Origin of the sequence: [Empedobacter] haloabium (assembly GCA_008011715.2) — a bacterium.
Taxonomy (GTDB): domain Bacteria; phylum Pseudomonadota; class Gammaproteobacteria; order Burkholderiales; family Burkholderiaceae_D; genus Rugamonas; species Rugamonas haloabia.
The window spans coordinates 4595576-4610353 of the sequence record CP136508.1; the positions used below are offsets into that span (position 1 = coordinate 4595576).

The 14778-nt window shown below is 67.6% G+C and carries 13 protein-coding genes; 4 read left to right on the forward strand and 9 right to left on the reverse strand.

Annotation, left to right across the window (positions count from 1 at the left end):
- Positions 1-3: 3 nt before the first annotated feature.
- From E7V67_020115 to E7V67_020135, 5 genes are all read right to left on the reverse strand, one after another.
- On the reverse strand, positions 4-480 hold the full coding sequence (locus E7V67_020115) for a GNAT family N-acetyltransferase (protein ID WUR11987.1): 477 nt from the start codon (positions 478-480) through the stop codon (positions 4-6).
- A complete protein-coding gene (locus E7V67_020120) occupies positions 477-1253 on the reverse strand; it encodes an alpha/beta fold hydrolase (protein ID WUR11988.1) in 777 nt (258 codons plus the stop codon). Before E7V67_020120 ends, E7V67_020115 begins: the two co-directional genes overlap by 4 nt.
- Positions 1254-1325: 72 nt before the next feature.
- Positions 1326-2795 carry a DNA polymerase Y family protein gene (locus E7V67_020125; GenBank protein WUR11989.1) on the reverse strand — a complete coding sequence of 490 codons (1470 nt, stop codon included), beginning with the start codon at positions 2793-2795 and terminating at the stop codon, positions 1326-1328.
- Positions 2725-3495 carry a translesion DNA synthesis-associated protein ImuA gene (gene imuA, locus E7V67_020130; GenBank protein WUR11990.1) on the reverse strand — a complete coding sequence of 257 codons (771 nt, stop codon included), beginning with the start codon at positions 3493-3495 and terminating at the stop codon, positions 2725-2727. The genes E7V67_020125 and imuA overlap by 71 nt, the downstream gene beginning before the upstream one ends.
- Before the next feature lie 200 nt (positions 3496-3695).
- Positions 3696-4688, reverse strand: coding sequence for a PHB depolymerase family esterase (locus tag E7V67_020135; GenBank protein WUR11991.1), 993 nt, complete (start codon positions 4686-4688; stop codon positions 3696-3698).
- A gap of 240 nt (positions 4689-4928) precedes the next feature.
- On the opposite strand from E7V67_020135, the gene E7V67_020140 reads away from it, so the two are divergent.
- A complete protein-coding gene (locus E7V67_020140; GenBank protein ID WUR11992.1) occupies positions 4929-5642 on the forward strand; it encodes a PRC-barrel domain-containing protein in 714 nt (237 codons plus the stop codon).
- Between the two features lie 135 nt (positions 5643-5777).
- On the opposite strand, the gene hrpA is transcribed toward E7V67_020140, so the two are convergent.
- Positions 5778-9905 carry an ATP-dependent RNA helicase HrpA gene (hrpA, locus tag E7V67_020145; GenBank protein WUR11993.1) on the reverse strand — a complete coding sequence of 1376 codons (4128 nt, stop codon included), beginning with the start codon at positions 9903-9905 and terminating at the stop codon, positions 5778-5780.
- Positions 9906-9960: 55 nt separating this feature from the next.
- Between hrpA and argA the strand changes: the two genes are divergently transcribed.
- Together argA and E7V67_020155 are read left to right on the forward strand one after the other, a co-directional pair.
- A complete protein-coding gene (argA, locus tag E7V67_020150) occupies positions 9961-11271 on the forward strand; it encodes an amino-acid N-acetyltransferase (GenBank protein WUR11994.1) in 1311 nt (436 codons plus the stop codon).
- 34 nt (positions 11272-11305) lie between these two features.
- Complete coding sequence (locus E7V67_020155; GenBank protein ID WUR11995.1) at positions 11306-11578, forward strand: oxidative damage protection protein; 273 nt, start codon at positions 11306-11308, stop codon at positions 11576-11578.
- 77 nt (positions 11579-11655) lie between these two features.
- Here the strand turns inward: E7V67_020155 and E7V67_020160 are convergent, their stop codons facing one another.
- The 3 genes from E7V67_020160 to rpiA form a co-directional block, all read right to left on the reverse strand.
- Positions 11656-13068, reverse strand: coding sequence for a glycoside hydrolase family 5 protein (locus E7V67_020160; protein ID WUR11996.1), 1413 nt, complete (start codon positions 13066-13068; stop codon positions 11656-11658).
- 202 nt (positions 13069-13270) lie between these two features.
- Positions 13271-13594, reverse strand: coding sequence for a hypothetical protein (locus E7V67_020165; GenBank protein WUR11997.1), 324 nt, complete (start codon positions 13592-13594; stop codon positions 13271-13273).
- Between the two features lie 2 nt (positions 13595-13596).
- Positions 13597-14274 carry a ribose-5-phosphate isomerase RpiA gene (gene rpiA, locus E7V67_020170; GenBank protein ID WUR11998.1) on the reverse strand — a complete coding sequence of 226 codons (678 nt, stop codon included), beginning with the start codon at positions 14272-14274 and terminating at the stop codon, positions 13597-13599.
- 137 nt (positions 14275-14411) lie between these two features.
- Between rpiA and E7V67_020175 the strand changes: the two genes are divergently transcribed.
- The gene (locus E7V67_020175) at positions 14412-14777 is read left to right on the forward strand and encodes a response regulator (protein WUR11999.1); all 366 of its coding nucleotides are present in this window, start codon (positions 14412-14414) and stop codon (positions 14775-14777) included.
- Position 14778 lies beyond the last annotated feature (1 nt).

A 14778-nucleotide genomic window follows, 5' to 3' on the forward strand; every position in this document is an offset into this window, starting at 1 on the left:
GCGCTACGCTGCCCGCGCTGGCGGCGCCGCGCCAAGGCCGCCGGCGCACGGGCGCTCCAATACGTACTCCAGGTCACGCCCGCCCGTGCACTCGCTGCGCCGCCAGCCCTGCGCGGCATAAAAGCGGTCGGCGCGGGTACCGGCCCCGGTCGACAGGCAGATGCGCTCGTGGCCTTGGGCGAACAGCCAATCCGTTGCCAGCCCCAGCAAGTGCGTAGCCAGCCCCCTGCCCTCGCAGCCGGGCTGGACGAACAGCGCCCAGATCGAGCCGTCGCGGTCGGCGTAGCAGAATGCGGCGACCGTGCCGTCCAGCTCGGCCACCCAGCCACGTCCGGTTCGGTCCAGGTAATCCTCGTACATCGCCAACGTCACCCGGCTGGGGTCGGACAGCACGTTTTCCGTTACCGCCAGGCGGATCGCCGACATGGCCGGGATGTCGGCCGCCGTCGCCCGCCGGTACAGCGCCGCAGGGGTCGTCATGCGCTCTCCGCCGTGGCGGGCAGGTAGCGCGCGCTCCAGGCGGCGATCAGGTCGGCCACGTAGATGGCGTCCTCACGCCGCGTCAGCAAGTGGTCGGCACTGTCCAGGCTGATGTAGCTTTTCGGGTGTTTCGCGGCCGCGAAAATGTGCAGCGCATTGTCGATGCCGACCGTCGTGTCGCCCGGTGCGTGCATCACCAGCAGGGCCTTGCGCAGGGCCGCGATCTTCGGCTGCAGCGCGTGTTGTGCCACGTCGTCCAGGAACTGCTTCGTGATGCGGAAGGGCCGCCCGGCCAGTTGCACCTGGGCTTCGCCGTCGGCGGTGATCGCGTCCAGCTGGCTGGCGAACAGGTGGGTGACGTGCGACGGATCGCTGGGCGCGGCGATCGTGACGACGGCACGCGCTTCCGGAATGCTGGCGGCCACGGCCAAGGTGGCCGCGCCGCCCAGGCTGTGGCCGATCAGCAGTTGCGGTGCCGCGCGCGTGCTGCGCAGGTAGTCGGCGGCGGCGGCCAGGTCGGCGATATTCGAGGAAAAATTCGTGTTGGCGAAATCGCCCTCGCTGGCGCCCAGGCCCGTGAAGTCGAAGCGCAGCACGGCGATGCCGTGCGCCGTCAGCGCCTGGGCGATGCGGCTGGCCGCGAACACGTCCTTGCCGCACGTGAAGCAGTGGGCGAACAGCGCATAGGCCCGGATGGGACCGTCCGGTGCGTCCAGGCGCGCCGCCAGCATGGTGCCCCCGGCACCGGGAAAGTCGAGTCGTTGCGCTTGCATCGCTGGTCGTTGGCTCGTTGAGATAGCCGTACTGTGCACGGGAATCGCCCCGGCGGCAAGGGCTCCGCCCCATCAGCCGAACAGCCCGTGCAGGTACCAGCGCGGCTCCGCATCCTCGTCGGTGCCCGTCAGCCGTTCCCGGTAGACCCAGTAGTGGGCGTTGTCCTCGCCCTGCGCGATGAAGTAGTCGCGCGTCTGCGTTTCGCCCCACCAGCCTGCCTCGATCCGTTCTGCCGACGACACCATGCGCAGCGGCGAGCAATAGAACGGCCGGTGGTCGCGCACCAGCAACGGGATCGGCTTCGCCAGCAGCCAGGCGGGCCGGGGCAGGCTGCCGGGCGGCAGCGCCGCCGCCACGTTGGCCGGTTTGTCCTGCACCGGCGCCCAGCCGTTCGCATATTCGGGACGATGGTCGGCCCGCGGCGCCGCCTGCAGCACGTTGTCCGCCCCCAGCCGGGCCACCAGCAGTTCGAACAGGCGCAGGCGGTCGGCCTTGCTGCCGCCCGGCTCGGGAAACAGCGAGTCGCTGAGCGGTGCCATCGGCTTGACCTGCGGCGCTTCCAGGCACAGGCCGATGACGGGCGCTTCCAGCGCCAGCTTGGCCAGCCGTTCCTTCAGCAGGCGCACCAGGTGCTCGTCGCGCCAGACCGCTTCGGCCAGCAAAATGTCGATCGCCGTGGGCGGCCGCGCCACCCTGCCCCGTTCGTGTTCCAGCAGCAGGCTGATGCGCTCGACGGCGAACTGGCGCGCGCACAGCCAGCCCGTCAGCTGTTGCAGCAGGCGGCGCGCGCCGGCCAGCAACAGGTCGGTATTCTCGATGCGGTCGAACAGTTCCAGCTTGGCGCGAAAGGTGGGCGGCGCCTCGATCCAGCGGAACATCTCGGCCGTGTGCCCGCGCGCGGCATCGAGCACGTCCAGCAGCGCTCGGCCGCAGCGCCGTTGCAGGCCGGGCCGGGGCAGGCGCATCAGCTCCCCTACCGTCAGGCAGCCGATGCCCTCCAGCCAGGCCAGGTACGGCCGCGCCGGCGGCAGCAGGCTGACCGGCAAGGCCTGCAACCGGCGCTCCATTCGCTCGATTGTTAAAGAACGTCCCGCGCCGCTGCGTGCCAGCAGCCAGGCGCCACGCGCCGTGGGCGCCACGCCCAGCACCGCCGTGAATCCCAATGCATCGAGGCTGTCGCGCACCAGCGCGCACAGCCGGCGGATGCCGCCGAACAGGCGCAGGCTGGCGCCCACGTCCAGCAGCAGCGTCGCCTCTTCCCCTTCCGTCACCTGCGGCGTATAGCGCAGCAGGGCCAGCGCCACCGCGTGCAGGGCCTCGGCCTCCTGCGCGGGTGCGCGTTCGTGCAGCGCGATCTCCGGTGCCAGCATCAACGCGCCGCCACGGCGCATGCCCGGACGCACGCCGGCCTGGTGCGCCAGCCTTGATACGGCCAGCACCACCTCGTGTTCCAGCACGGCCGCGCCCGTGTCAGCCGACCAGCGCGGGCTGAACACTTCGAGCGGGAGCCGGGGCAGGTGCAGGCCGATCCAGAGTCGCATGTCGTTGCAGTAAAGACGGGGTCAACGGAAGGAACAGCGGCGCCTCCCGCTGCGGCCCGCGCCGCTTGATAAAACCGATTTCCATGCCGCCCGCGGCCGGCCGCAGCGACAGGCGCAACGGCGCGGGTGACGCATCCTGCGCGGCCGCCAGCGGCCGCAGCAGGCAGAACAGGGTATCGCCGCTTTGCGCCGCCAGATGCAGCCGACGCAATGCCTCGCCCCGCACATGCTGCTGCCACAGCAGCAGCGCGCCGCAGCAGCCGCTGCGCAGGATCTGCTCGGCCGCCCATAGCGCGTCCGTGCTCTTGCCCGTGTTGCGGATCCAGATCAGCTGCGACGGCGCGATGCCCAATGCCGCCAGCGCCAGGGCCTGCGGCGCATGGGGCGGCTGCAACAACACGATGGAACGCTGCGCCGCCGCCAGCGCCGCCAGCGCCGGCCGCAGCAGGCGGATTTCGCCCACGCCCGGCTGCGGCAACAGCAGTTCGAACAAGGTGCCCGTCGGCCAGCCACCGCCCGGCAACTGGGCCGACAGGGCCGGATGGCCGGTGTCGACACAGCGCTCGGTCGATTGCGCCAGTTGCGATGCAAGCCACAGCGAAGGATGCACGGCTTCCGGCGCGGTGATCGCATCCGGGCGTGCATCCCGGCGCACATCAATGCGCGCGTCAGGACGCGGTTGCAGGCAGGCAATTGACATGGCAAATATTCATATACTGTATATGCATACAGTACTCGCTGAACCGGGGTTTGACAAGGACTTTCTTGTCAGAGTGTCTAAACCATCGCTTTAAAATGAACGAGTTAAGCTATTGAATAAAAAGCGAAAACGGCCAAATCAAAAAAGTCTGAAATGAGACAGTTGCCCAACGGTATCGTGCGCGGGGTCGGCCCGGCGGGTCAGCGCCTGTGCTTGGCAAAGAACGCCAGCATCATCCGGCTCGAATCCGGCCCCGCCTTGGCATGGAATGCCAAACGCGGGTCGCCGCCGCTCCAGGCATGCTCCAGCAGATCGATATGGGCGGCGCGCACCACCAGCTTGCGCCCCTGGTGGTAATCGCGCACCTCGTGGCCGTTGCGCGCGCCGCGCCGGGCCGCCGGTTCGATCTTGATGCGCGGCGGCGTGTCGGCCGGCAAGCCGTTGAGCAACAGCGCCTGGCGCACCAGCTGATCCTGGTTGACCGAGCGCACCACCGTGTCGCCCGCGCCCTGGATGACGATCGTCGGCATGCCGGGGAAATCGGGCCGGCGCGCCAGCACCTCCGTCACTGCCGCGTCCGCGCGGTTGCCGCCGCCATGGCGCATGATGCCCAGGGCACCGAGCGCGCCATTGCCGGCCCCGAACACAGGACCGGAATGCAGGCCCACGGCGGCGAACAGGTCGGGAAAATTGAGCGCCAGGATGTGCGCCATGCCGGCACCGGCCGAAATGCCGCAGGCGTAGATGCGGCGCCGATCGATCCGGTAGCGCTCCAGTACCCGTGCCAGCACGGCCGCGACCGGTTGCACGTCGCCGCCGCCCTGCTGGGTGGCCCGGTCGAACCAGCGCCAGCAGCGCTGCGCGTGCACGCTGGTCGACTGCTGCGGATACAGCACCGCGTAGCCTTGCTTTTCCGCCAGCAGGTTCATGCGCGTGCCCTGGGCAAACTCGGTGGCGCTCTGGTGGCAGCCGTGCAGCATCAGCACCAGCGGCAGGCCCTCGTCGAGCGCCTGCTGCGGCACCACGTGCGGCAGGTACAGCCAGTAGCGCATCCGCCGGGGCGGCAGCCCCGGCACGGCCACCACTTCCTGGCTGGCCAGCCATTTCCCCGGCGCCACCGCCGGCGCCCGGGGCGCGGCCCGCTTGCGCGCCACCTTGCGGACCGGTGGCGCGGTAACCACTGGTAACGACAACAGCCCCGCCATGACCTTCCCGGCCGCCCTCTGCTGGGTTCGTCCAAGTTTTGCCAGGCTGCGCAACAATGCCGCACCGCCACCTGTCCTGCCGCCTCGTCTTGCCATGCCGACGCTCCCGTGTGGGCTCACACTATTGACTATTGGTAAGGGCACAAAAAATCCGCTTGCGCTATTCTGGCATGCACACCGCCGGGCTATGCGGCGGCTTTTTCACCACTGGATTCACAGGAGACCATAATGAGCTATCTCGACCGAGACCCGTTTGGCATTTACCGTGACCGTACCAACGACGGCCCTGGCCCGCGCCTGATGGGCGCCGACACGCTGATGGGCGAGGACGTCTACAACCGCCAAGAAGAAGACCTGGGCGACATCAAGGAAATCATGATCGACATGCAGAGCGGCCAGATCGCCTACGCCGTGCTGTCCTTCGGCGGCATCCTGGGCATGGGCGACAAGCTGTTCGCCGTGCCATGGCAGGCCCTGCAACTCGACACCGTCAACAAGCGCTTCATCCTGGACGTGTCGAAGGAGCGCCTGGAAAGCGCCCCGGGCTTCGACAAGGACCGCTGGCCCGACATGGCCAGCGCCGAGTTCGGCAGCCAGATCCACGGCTTCTACGGCACCCAGCAGGCGATGCCGGGGCAGATGACGTCGACCGGCAGCGTGATGGGCAGCGGCACCAGCACGATGCAGAGCGGCAGCAGCTATGGCCAGAGCGGCAGCCTGTCCGGCTCGTCGGGCAGCCTGTCCGGCAGCCAGAGCGGCAACCTGGGCAGCGGCAGCGGCCTGTCCAGCCAGAGCGGCAGCCTGGGCAGCGCCAGCGGCTCGAACCTGGGCAGCAGCAGCCTGGACCTGGGCAATGAATCGGACCTGACCGACCGCAACGTCAACCAGGTGGGCGGACTGTCGAACCAGAACAGCAGCCTCGATCCGAACAAGAAGTATTGATGTAACGGCCCGGCATGGGGTCGGTCCCTGCAAGGGACCGACCCCGAAGTTACTCCACCGGGACAGGCACCTGTCTCAGGGCCGTCAAGGCCCTGAGACAGGTGCCTGTCCCCATGGGTCCTGGCTGCACCGCCTTTACCGCTGCATCGACTCCCACACCTTGAACAGCCGCTTGACCGACACCGGCATCGGCGTGCGCAACTCCTGCGCGAACAGCGACACGCGCAATTCCTCCAGCAGCCAGCGATACTCCACCAGCTTCGGATCGGTGTTCTTGCCGGCCGACTTGTCACGCGCCACGCGCAGGTAGGGCTGGGCGGCCTGGTGCCACTCGGCCATCGCCTTGGCGTCGCGGGCCGGGTCGGCGCGCAGCTTCTCCAGGCGCACGTTCATCGCCTTGAGGTAGCGCGGGAAGTGCGCCAGCTGGGCAAATTCCGTATCGAGCAGGAAGCGCTTGTGCACCAGGCCCTTCAACTGCTCCTGCATGTCGGCGGCGGCCTGCGGGTTGATGCCCTGCAGGCGCTTGGGCAGGCCGTGGAACTCCGTCAGCACCTGCGACACCAGGCGCGCGATCTCGTTCACCAGCAGCACCAGGCGCGACTTGCCTTCGTCCTTGCGCTTGTTGAACGAGGCCGCGTCCGTCGGCAGCGGATCCTGCAGGCAGGCGATGTCGATCGCCTTGGCGATGATCTGGTCGCGCAGCTCTTCCTGCGTGCCCATGCTCATGAACTGCATGCCCATCTGCTGCAGGTTCGGGATGCTCTTCTCGACGAACTTGATCTGGTCCTTCATCTGCAGCGCGAACAGGCGGCGCAGGCCGATGCGGTGCGTGCGCGCCGCCACGTTCGGGTCGTCGAACACCTCCAGATCACAGTGCGTGCCTTTGTCCACCAGGGCCGGGAAGCCGATCAGGGTCAGCTTGCCCTGCACGATCTCCAGCAGCTCCGGCAGCTCGCCGAAGGTCCACGCCGTGATGTTGGTGTGCGCGGCGGCCGGTGCCGGCGGCGCGGCCGGCGTGGGCGGCGGCGCGCTGCCCGGCTTGCCGCCTGCTTTCACCTCGCCGGCGATGCCGCCGTGCGCGGCGCCTTTCGCCGCGCCTTTCGTCGATTCTGCGCCACCGTTCAGGCGCGCCAGCGAACTGGCGGACGCCGGCGGCGCGCTCTCCGCCATCTTCTGGAAGCTCTGGCGCGCCTGCGCGCCGTATTCCGCCTGCAAGGTGGCCAGGTTGCGGCCCATGTCCAGCTGGCGCCCGTGCTCGTCGATCACCTTGAAGTTCATGAAGTGGTGCGCGGGCAGCTGCTCCGGCTTGAAGTCCGACGTCAGCACGGTGATCGTCACCTGCTCGCGGATGTCGGCGATGATGGCGTCGATCAGATCGCCGCGCCCGAACGCGTTACTGGCCGCGATGCGTTCGCAGAACCTGGCCGCGTACTCCGGCAGCGGCACCATGTGGCGGCGCTGCTTCTGCGGCAGGGATTTCAGCAGCAGGTGCACCTTCTCCTTCAGCATGCCCGGCACCAGCCATTCGCAGCGCTCGCGCGAGAGCTGGTTGAGCGCATACAGCGGCACGTGCAGGGTGACGCCGTCGCGCACCGTGCCCGGCTCGAAGTGATACGTCAGGCTCATCTCGACGCCCGCCGCCAGCATCTTCTTCGGGAACAGCTCCGTCGTCACGCCCGCCGCCTCGTGCCGCATCAGGTCTTCCTTGACGAGGTACAAGAGCTTCGGGTCGGCCTGCGTGGCCTTCTTGTGCCAGGCCTCGAAGCCGGCGCCGTTGACGACGTCGTGCGGAATCAGCTTGTCGTAGAACGCCTCGATCAGCTGCTCGTCCACCAGCACGTCCTGGCGGCGCGATTTATGTTCCAGCGTCTCGATTTCCTTCACCAGCTTGTGATTGTGGATGAAGAACGGCGCGCGCGTGTCGTAGTCGCCCGCCACCAGCGCGTCGCGAATGAAGATCTCGCGTGCCTCGGCCGGGTTGTGCAGCGCGTAATTGATGCGGCGCTGGCTGTACACGGTCAGGCCATACAAGGTCGCCTTCTCGGCCGCCGTCACCTGGGCGGGGCGCTTTTCCCAGCGCGGCTCGCCCCAGGATTTCTTCAGCAGGTGCGCGCCGACCTTCTCCAGCCATTCCGGCTCGATCTTCGCGATGGTGCGCGCGTACAGCCGCGTGGTCTCGACCAGTTCGGCCGCCATCACCCACTTGCCGGCCTTCTTGCCCAGCGCGGAGCCGGGCCAGATGTGGAACTTGATGCCGCGCGCGCCCAGGTAGCCCGGGTCGTCCTCCATCTTGAAGCCGACGTTACCCAGGAGGCCCGTCAGCAGCGCCATGTGCAGCTGCTCGTACGTGGCAGGCGCCTCGTTCAGGCGCCAGCCCTGCTCCTTCACGAGCGTCAGCAGCTGCGAGTGGACGTCGCGCCACTCGCGCAGGCGCAGCTGCGACAGGAAGTTGCTGCGGCAGTTGTCCTGCAGCTGGCGGTTGGTTTTCTTGTGCTCGATCGCATCCGCGAACCAGTGCCAGATCTTCAGGTAGGACAGGAACTCGGACTTGTCGTCGTTGAACTTGGCGTGCGCCTGGTCGGCCGCCTGCTGGTGCTCGATCGGACGGTCGCGCGGGTCCTGCACCGACAGCGCGGAGGCAACGATGAGCACCTCGGTCAGGCAGGCGCTTTCCTGGCCGGCCAGGATCATGCGACCTACGCGCGGGTCCAGCGGCAGCTTGGCCAGCTTGCGGCCCAGGCTCGTCAGGCGATTGTCCTCGTCCACCGCGCCCAGTTCCTGCAGCAGCTGGTAGCCGTCCGCGATCGCGCGCGCCAGCGGCGGCTCGATGAAGGGGAAGGTCTCCACGTCCGTCAGGTGCAGGGACTTCATGCGCAGGATGACGGCCGCCAGCGACGAGCGCAGGATCTCCGGATCGGTGAACTTGGGTCGCTGGTTGAAGTCTTCCTCGTCGTACAGGCGGATGCAGACGCCGTCGGCCACGCGGCCGCAGCGGCCGGCGCGCTGGTTGGCGGCCGACTGCGCGACCGGTTCAATCTGCAGCTGTTCGACCTTGTTGCGGTAGCTGTAGCGTTTTACGCGCGCGGTACCGGCATCGACGACGTAGCGGATGCCCGGCACCGTCAGCGACGTTTCCGCCACGTTGGTGGCCAGCACGATGCGACGCGCATTGGTCGTGCGGAACACGCGGTCCTGCTCCTCGACGGACAGGCGCGCGAACAGCGGCAGGATCTCCACGTGCGGCGGATGGTGCTTGCGCAGTGCCTCGGCGGCGTCGCGGATCTCGCGCTCGCCCGGCAGGAACACCAGCACGTCGCCGGGGCCGATGCGACAGACCTCGTCGACGCCGTCGACGATGGCGTCCATCAGGTCGCGCTTGTCCTTCGCGGCGGCGGACGTGCGCAGCTGCGGCTTGGCCGCGTTGGCGCCCGGCGGCAGCGCGATGGCTTCGCGCTCGACGGGGCGGTAGCGGATCTCCACCGCATACAGGCGGCCGGATACCTCGATGACCGGCACCGCCGGCTTGCCTTCCTGCGAGAAGTGCCGGGCGAAGCGCTCGGCGTCGATCGTCGCGGACGTGATGATGATCTTCAGGTCCGGCCGGCGCGGCAGCAGCTGCTTCAGGTAGCCCAGCAGGAAGTCGATGTTCAGGCTGCGCTCGTGCGCCTCGTCGATGATGATCGTGTCGTAGGCCTTGAGCAGCGGGTCCGTTTGCGTTTCGGCCAGCAGGATACCGTCCGTCATCAGTTTGACCCAGGCGCCCTTGTGCAGGGTGTCGTTGAAGCGCACCTTGTAGCCCACGTGTTCGCCCAGCGGCGTGCCCAGTTCCTGGGCGATGCGCTTGGCGGTCGACGAAGCGGCGATACGGCGCGGCTGGGTGTGGCCGATCAGGCCATTCTGGCCGCGACCCAGCTCCAGGCAGATCTTCGGCAGCTGGGTGGTCTTGCCCGAACCGGTCTCGCCGGAGACGATCACCACCTGGTGCTGGCGCAGCGCCGCGGCGATCTCCTCGCGCCGGCCCGAAACGGGCAGGTCTTCCGGGAAGCGGATCGGGGGCAGCGGGTTGCGGAAGGCCCGCTCCGCCTCGCGCTCGGCGCGCTGGGCTTCACGGGCCGCACGCGCGGCCGCCTGCTCCGGCGTTTCGGGACGGCGCTGGGCCGGCTCGCCACGGCGGCCGTCGCCGCGCGGGCGGCGCGGTTGGCCGGACGTCTCCGCGGGAGTTGCAAAAGAGGGGGAACGAGACTGCTTGCTGGCTTCTGACATTGTTTTTTTACATGGATTTGCGGCGCAAACCGCGCAGCGAATTATAATGCGGCCAATGGAAAACCCTACCGAATTCGTCCACTGGCTGCGCTCTGTCGCGCCGTATATCCACGCCTTTCGCGGCAAGACCTTCGTGATCGCCTTCCCGGGCGAACTGGTGGCGGCCGGCGCCCTGCCCGTGCTGGCCCACGACCTGTCGCTGCTGCACGCGCTGGGCATCAAGGTCGTCGTCGTGTACGGCTCGCGCCCGCAGGTCGCCGAACAACTGGCACTGCGTAACGTCGAAGGCCGTTTCCACAACGGCATCCGCATCACCGACACCGCCGCGATGGAATGCGCCAAGGAAGCGGCCGGCGAACTGCGCCTCGATATCGAAGCCGCGTTCAGCCAGGGCCTGCCGAACACGCCGATGTCGAACGCGGCGATACGCATCATCTCCGGCAACTTCGTCACGGCGCGCCCGCTGGGCGTGATCGACGGCGTCGACCTGGAACTGACCGGCGTCACCAGGAAGGTCGATGCCGAGACGATCCACTCGATCCTCGGCACCGGTGGCCTGATCCTGTTGTCGCCGCTGGGCTTCTCGCCCACCGGCGAGGCGTTCAACCTGACGATGGAAGACGTGGCCGTCTCCGCCGCCGTGGCGCTGCACGCCGATAAGCTCATCTTCATCACGGAGACCGAGATGATGCGCGACGCGGCCGGCACCGATATCCGCGAGCTGTCCTCGCACCAGGCCGAAGCCGTGCTGCAGGCCGGCTTCCTGGCGCCCGAGACGGCGTTCTACCTGCAGCATGCGGTGAAAGCCTGCAACAGCGGCGTGGAGCGCTCGCACATCGTGCCGTTCGCGATGGACGGTTCGGCCATGCTGGAACTGTTCACCCACGACGGCGTGGGCACGATGATCAGCCACGAGAACCTGGAAAGCCTGCGACCTGCCACAATTGAGGACGTCGGCGGGATTATCAAGCTGATCGAGCCGCTGGAAGCGGACGGCACCCTGGTCAAGCGCGGCCGCGAGCTGATCGAACGGGAAATCAATTACTTCTCCGTCATCGAGCACGACGGCGTGATCTTCGGCTGCGCCGCGCTGTATCCGTTCCCGGAAGAGAAAATGGCGGAAATGGCATGCCTGACCGTCAACCCCGAAGTGCAGGCCCAGGGCGACGGCGAACGCATCCTGAAGCACCTGGAGAACCGCGCGCGCGCCTCCGGCATCACCAAGCTGTTCGTGCTGACGACGCGCACGGCGCACTGGTTCATCAAGCGCGGCTTCGTGCCCGCCACCGTGGACGCGCTGCCGAAGGACCGCCAGCGCATGTACAACTGGCAGCGCAAGTCCCAGGTGCTGGTGAAAACCTTATAATTCCCTTTTTGCGACAATCACAGGAGCACCCGCGATGGCCCGTACCGTCCACTGCATCAAACTGAACAAGGAAGCCGAAGGCCTGGACTTCCCACCGTACCCGGGTGAGCTGGGCAAGAAGATCTACGAATCCGTGTCCAAGGAAGCCTGGGCCGCGTGGCTCAAGCACCAGACGATGCTGGTCAACGAGAACCGCCTGAACCTGGCGGACGTGCGCGCCCGCAAATACCTGGCCGCGCAGATGGAAAAGCATTTCTTCGGCGAAGGCGCCGACCAGGCGATGGGCTACGTGCCGCCACCGGCCTGAGCTTGACTGCTTTGCAATAAAAAAACGGCGCCGCGGCGCCGTTTTTTATTGCCTGAAAAATGGGGTCTGTCCCCAATTTATTTGGCGGCGTTGACGATGGCGTTGCTGACGTCCGGATAGACCAGCGCGCCGGTGGCGCGGTTGAACAGGCCTGACTGGTGGTTCTCCAGCGAGCCGTTGTCCCAGTACATCGGCACCAGGCCGTGCGTGAAGGCGGAGCGGGTGATGTACTGGTCCCAGTACTTGCGGTAGGTGCCGGCCGCGTCGTATTCGGTGCGCAGCATCGCCGCGTATTCGCCCAGCAGTACGGGAATGCCCTTATCGATGAAGCGCTGCTTCATCTTCTGGAACTGGGCGTCCGTGTACGACTCGTTGGCCCAGCCGCCCGGATTGGCGGCCTGGCCCCACTTCCAGCTGCCCGAGTTGGCGTCCAGGGTGAAGTCGTACGGATCGTAGTAATGCACTTCCATCATCAGGCGGCCCGCCACCGGATCGGTCGGCGGCGTGGCGTTGCAGTTGTTGGCGTAGTCGATATTGGTGTTGAAGCCCTGGACCACCAGGTGGCGCCTGGCGTTGTTGCCGCCGCTGGCCCGCACCGTGTCGACGAAGAGCTGATTGAAGCCGCGCTGCACGTCGCAATATTCGACCGTCGGCGCGTTGTAGTCGCCGTCCACCATCACCTCGTTGGTGCCGGCGAACAGCAGCGTGTCGTCGTGGTTGCGGAAGTTGTTGGCGATCTGCGTCCAGAACTTCGCCAGGCGCGCGTTGGCTTCCCTCTGGCGGGCATAGGTCGGCTGCAGCCAGCCGCCGTCCCAGTGCACGTTGATCATGGCGACCAGCCCGGCGGCATGGGCGTAGTTGACGACCTCCGTCACCCGCGTCATCCACTGCGGGCTGATATTGTCGTTGGCGTCGGCATACTGCTTCCACGAGACCGGAATGCGCACGCTCTTGTAGCCCGCCGCCTTGATGCCGTTGAACAGTGCCTGCGTGGCCGGCGCGTTGCCCCAGGCCGCCTCGTTGAAATTCGTGCTGCCCCACACGTAGGTACCGCCGATCGCCTCCAGCGCATTGCCCAGGTTCCAGCCGGGCGCCATCGTCGCCGCCAGCTGCGGGCTGGCGAGGTTGCGCATGACGCCCACCCGCACGGCCCTGGCGACGCCGGAATTGAAGCTGCCGCCGCCTGTCGTGAACTTGATCCAGTACCAGTAGGCCCGGCCGGGGACGGCGCCGCTGTCCGTGTAGCCGCTGGCGCTGCCGGCCAGCTGGGCGATGCGGGTGCGGCCAGCCACGTCGCTGTCGGTGTCGCGGTAGACCTGGACGGCGCTGACCGTGCCGTTGGTGGTCCAGCTGAGCTGGACGGCGCTGCCGCTGCCGCTGGCGGACAGGCACACGGTGGCGCCGCCGCCGCTGCCGCAGCTCTGGGCAAAAGCCGCTGGCGTGGCGCCGACCGCCAGCGCCATCAAGGTCCTGGATAGCAATGCACTCATCTTGTTTTGCCTTTCATGAAGGGCCCGGCACGGTGTCTCCTGGCGCACTCGGGCGTTGGGGAAGCGCTGCGGCTATTCTGGAAGGGCGTGCCGGGGCCGGCAATTGCGAAAATCGCTGATGGGGGGTATCAAATTGCGGGGTTGGGGTCGCAGGTGAAAACCGGGGACAGTCCCCTTTGGGGACAGTCCCCAACTTCCAGGGCTAACGGGGCATCGGCACGCACTGCCGCAACTCGCAGCGCGCCAGGAACGTGCGCCCGTCGTCGCAGCGCAGCCGGTAGACCTCGACCGGGCCCGGCTCGGAGACGAGCCCGGCACCCTGGCTGCCCGTGCAGCCGGCCTGGCGCGCCAGGCGCTCGACGGTGGCGGACGAGACGCCCGAGCGGAACGGCACCGTCTCGATCGGCGTGCCGTCGTGCGTGGGACCGACCACGACCGGCGTGGCCGGCGCCATCACCACCGGCGCCGGCGCCTTGCCGGCGCAGGCGGCCAGCAGCAGCACCAGAGAGCACGCCAGGCGCCGCATGATCAGTACTGCAGCTTGCGCACGCCGTCCGCCGTGCCGAGCAGGCAGACGTCGGCGCCACGCGCGGCGAACAGGCCGACGGCGACGACGCCGACGATCTGGTTGATCTGCGTTTCCAGCGCCACCGGATCGGTGATCGACAGGCCGGCCACGTCGATGATGTTGCCGCCGTTGTCCGTGACGAACGCTTCGTCCGAGCCGGCCTTGGTGCGCACCTTCGGCTGGCCGCCCAGCGCGGCCAGGCGGCGCATGACCGCGTTGCGCGCCATCGGCAGCACTTCCACCGGCAGCGCGAACTTGCCCAGCGTCTCGACCAGCTTGGAGCCGTCGGCGATGCAGACGAACTGCTTCGACACGGAAGCGACGATCTTCTCGCGCGTCAGCGCGGCGCCGCCGCCCTTGATCATCGCGCCCTGGGCGTTGATCTCGTCGGCGCCGTCGATATAGACGGCGATCGATTCGACCTCGTTCAGGTCGAACACGGGGATGCCGTGGCCGGCCAGGCGCGCGGCCGTCGCTTCCGACGACGCCACGGTGCCCTTGATGCGGTCCTTGATCCTGGCCAGCTCGTCGATGAAGAAGTTGGCGGTCGAGCCGGTGCCGACACCGATGATCTCGCCGTCGACGACGTAGTCGATGGCGGCGCGGGCGGTGGCTTGTTTCAGTTCGTCTTGAGTCATAATTGCAATAAAAGGTAGGGGAGACAGGGATTGCCGCCATTTTACCAGCGCCTCCCCTGCCCTTCCCCGTGCGCCGAGGCGCCGGACGGGCGACCGTTGTGCGAAAATGGCGCCAGACCAGCCATTCGAAGAAGCTTATGCCGAACACCACCGTATTGATCGTCGACGACAGCCGTGTTTCCCGCCTGGTCACGCGGCAGCATATCCTGGCGCGCCACGCCGACTGGACTATTGCCGAGGCCGCCAATGGCGAGGATGCCCTGGCGCAGGCGCCGGCGCTGCAGCCGCAACTGGTGCTGCTGGACGTGAACATGCCGGGCATGGGCGGCGTGGCGGCGGCCGAGCAGCTGCGCAAGCTGCTGCCGCAGGCGCACATCTCGCTGCTGACGGCCAACGTGCAGGATGCCACCCGCCAGCGCGCCCAGGACCTGGGCATCGGCTTCATGGAAAAGCCCATCACCGAAGAGCGCATCGCCCGCCTGATCGCGCCGCTGGAAGCCTGAC

Excerpts from the sequence above, each read along its gene's own strand:
- E7V67_020115 (WUR11987.1), bottom strand. The coding sequence starts at position 480 with ATGACGACCCCTGCGGCGCTGTACCGGCGGGCGACGGCGGCCGACATC.
- E7V67_020120 (WUR11988.1), bottom strand. The coding sequence starts at position 1,253 with ATGCAAGCGCAACGACTCGACTTTCCCGGTGCCGGGGGCACCATGCTG.
- E7V67_020125 (WUR11989.1), bottom strand. The coding sequence starts at position 2,795 with ATGCGACTCTGGATCGGCCTGCACCTGCCCCGGCTCCCGCTCGAAGTG.
- imuA (WUR11990.1), bottom strand. The coding sequence starts at position 3,495 with ATGTCAATTGCCTGCCTGCAACCGCGTCCTGACGCGCGCATTGATGTG.
- E7V67_020140 (WUR11992.1), top strand. The coding sequence starts at position 4,929 with ATGAGCTATCTCGACCGAGACCCGTTTGGCATTTACCGTGACCGTACC.
- hrpA (WUR11993.1), bottom strand. The coding sequence starts at position 9,905 with ATGTCAGAAGCCAGCAAGCAGTCTCGTTCCCCCTCTTTTGCAACTCCC.
- argA (WUR11994.1), top strand. The coding sequence starts at position 9,961 with ATGGAAAACCCTACCGAATTCGTCCACTGGCTGCGCTCTGTCGCGCCG.
- E7V67_020155 (WUR11995.1), top strand. The coding sequence starts at position 11,306 with ATGGCCCGTACCGTCCACTGCATCAAACTGAACAAGGAAGCCGAAGGC.
- E7V67_020160 (WUR11996.1), bottom strand. The coding sequence starts at position 13,068 with ATGAGTGCATTGCTATCCAGGACCTTGATGGCGCTGGCGGTCGGCGCC.
- E7V67_020165 (WUR11997.1), bottom strand. The coding sequence starts at position 13,594 with ATGCGGCGCCTGGCGTGCTCTCTGGTGCTGCTGCTGGCCGCCTGCGCC.
- rpiA (WUR11998.1), bottom strand. The coding sequence starts at position 14,274 with ATGACTCAAGACGAACTGAAACAAGCCACCGCCCGCGCCGCCATCGAC.
- E7V67_020175 (WUR11999.1), top strand. The coding sequence starts at position 14,412 with ATGCCGAACACCACCGTATTGATCGTCGACGACAGCCGTGTTTCCCGC.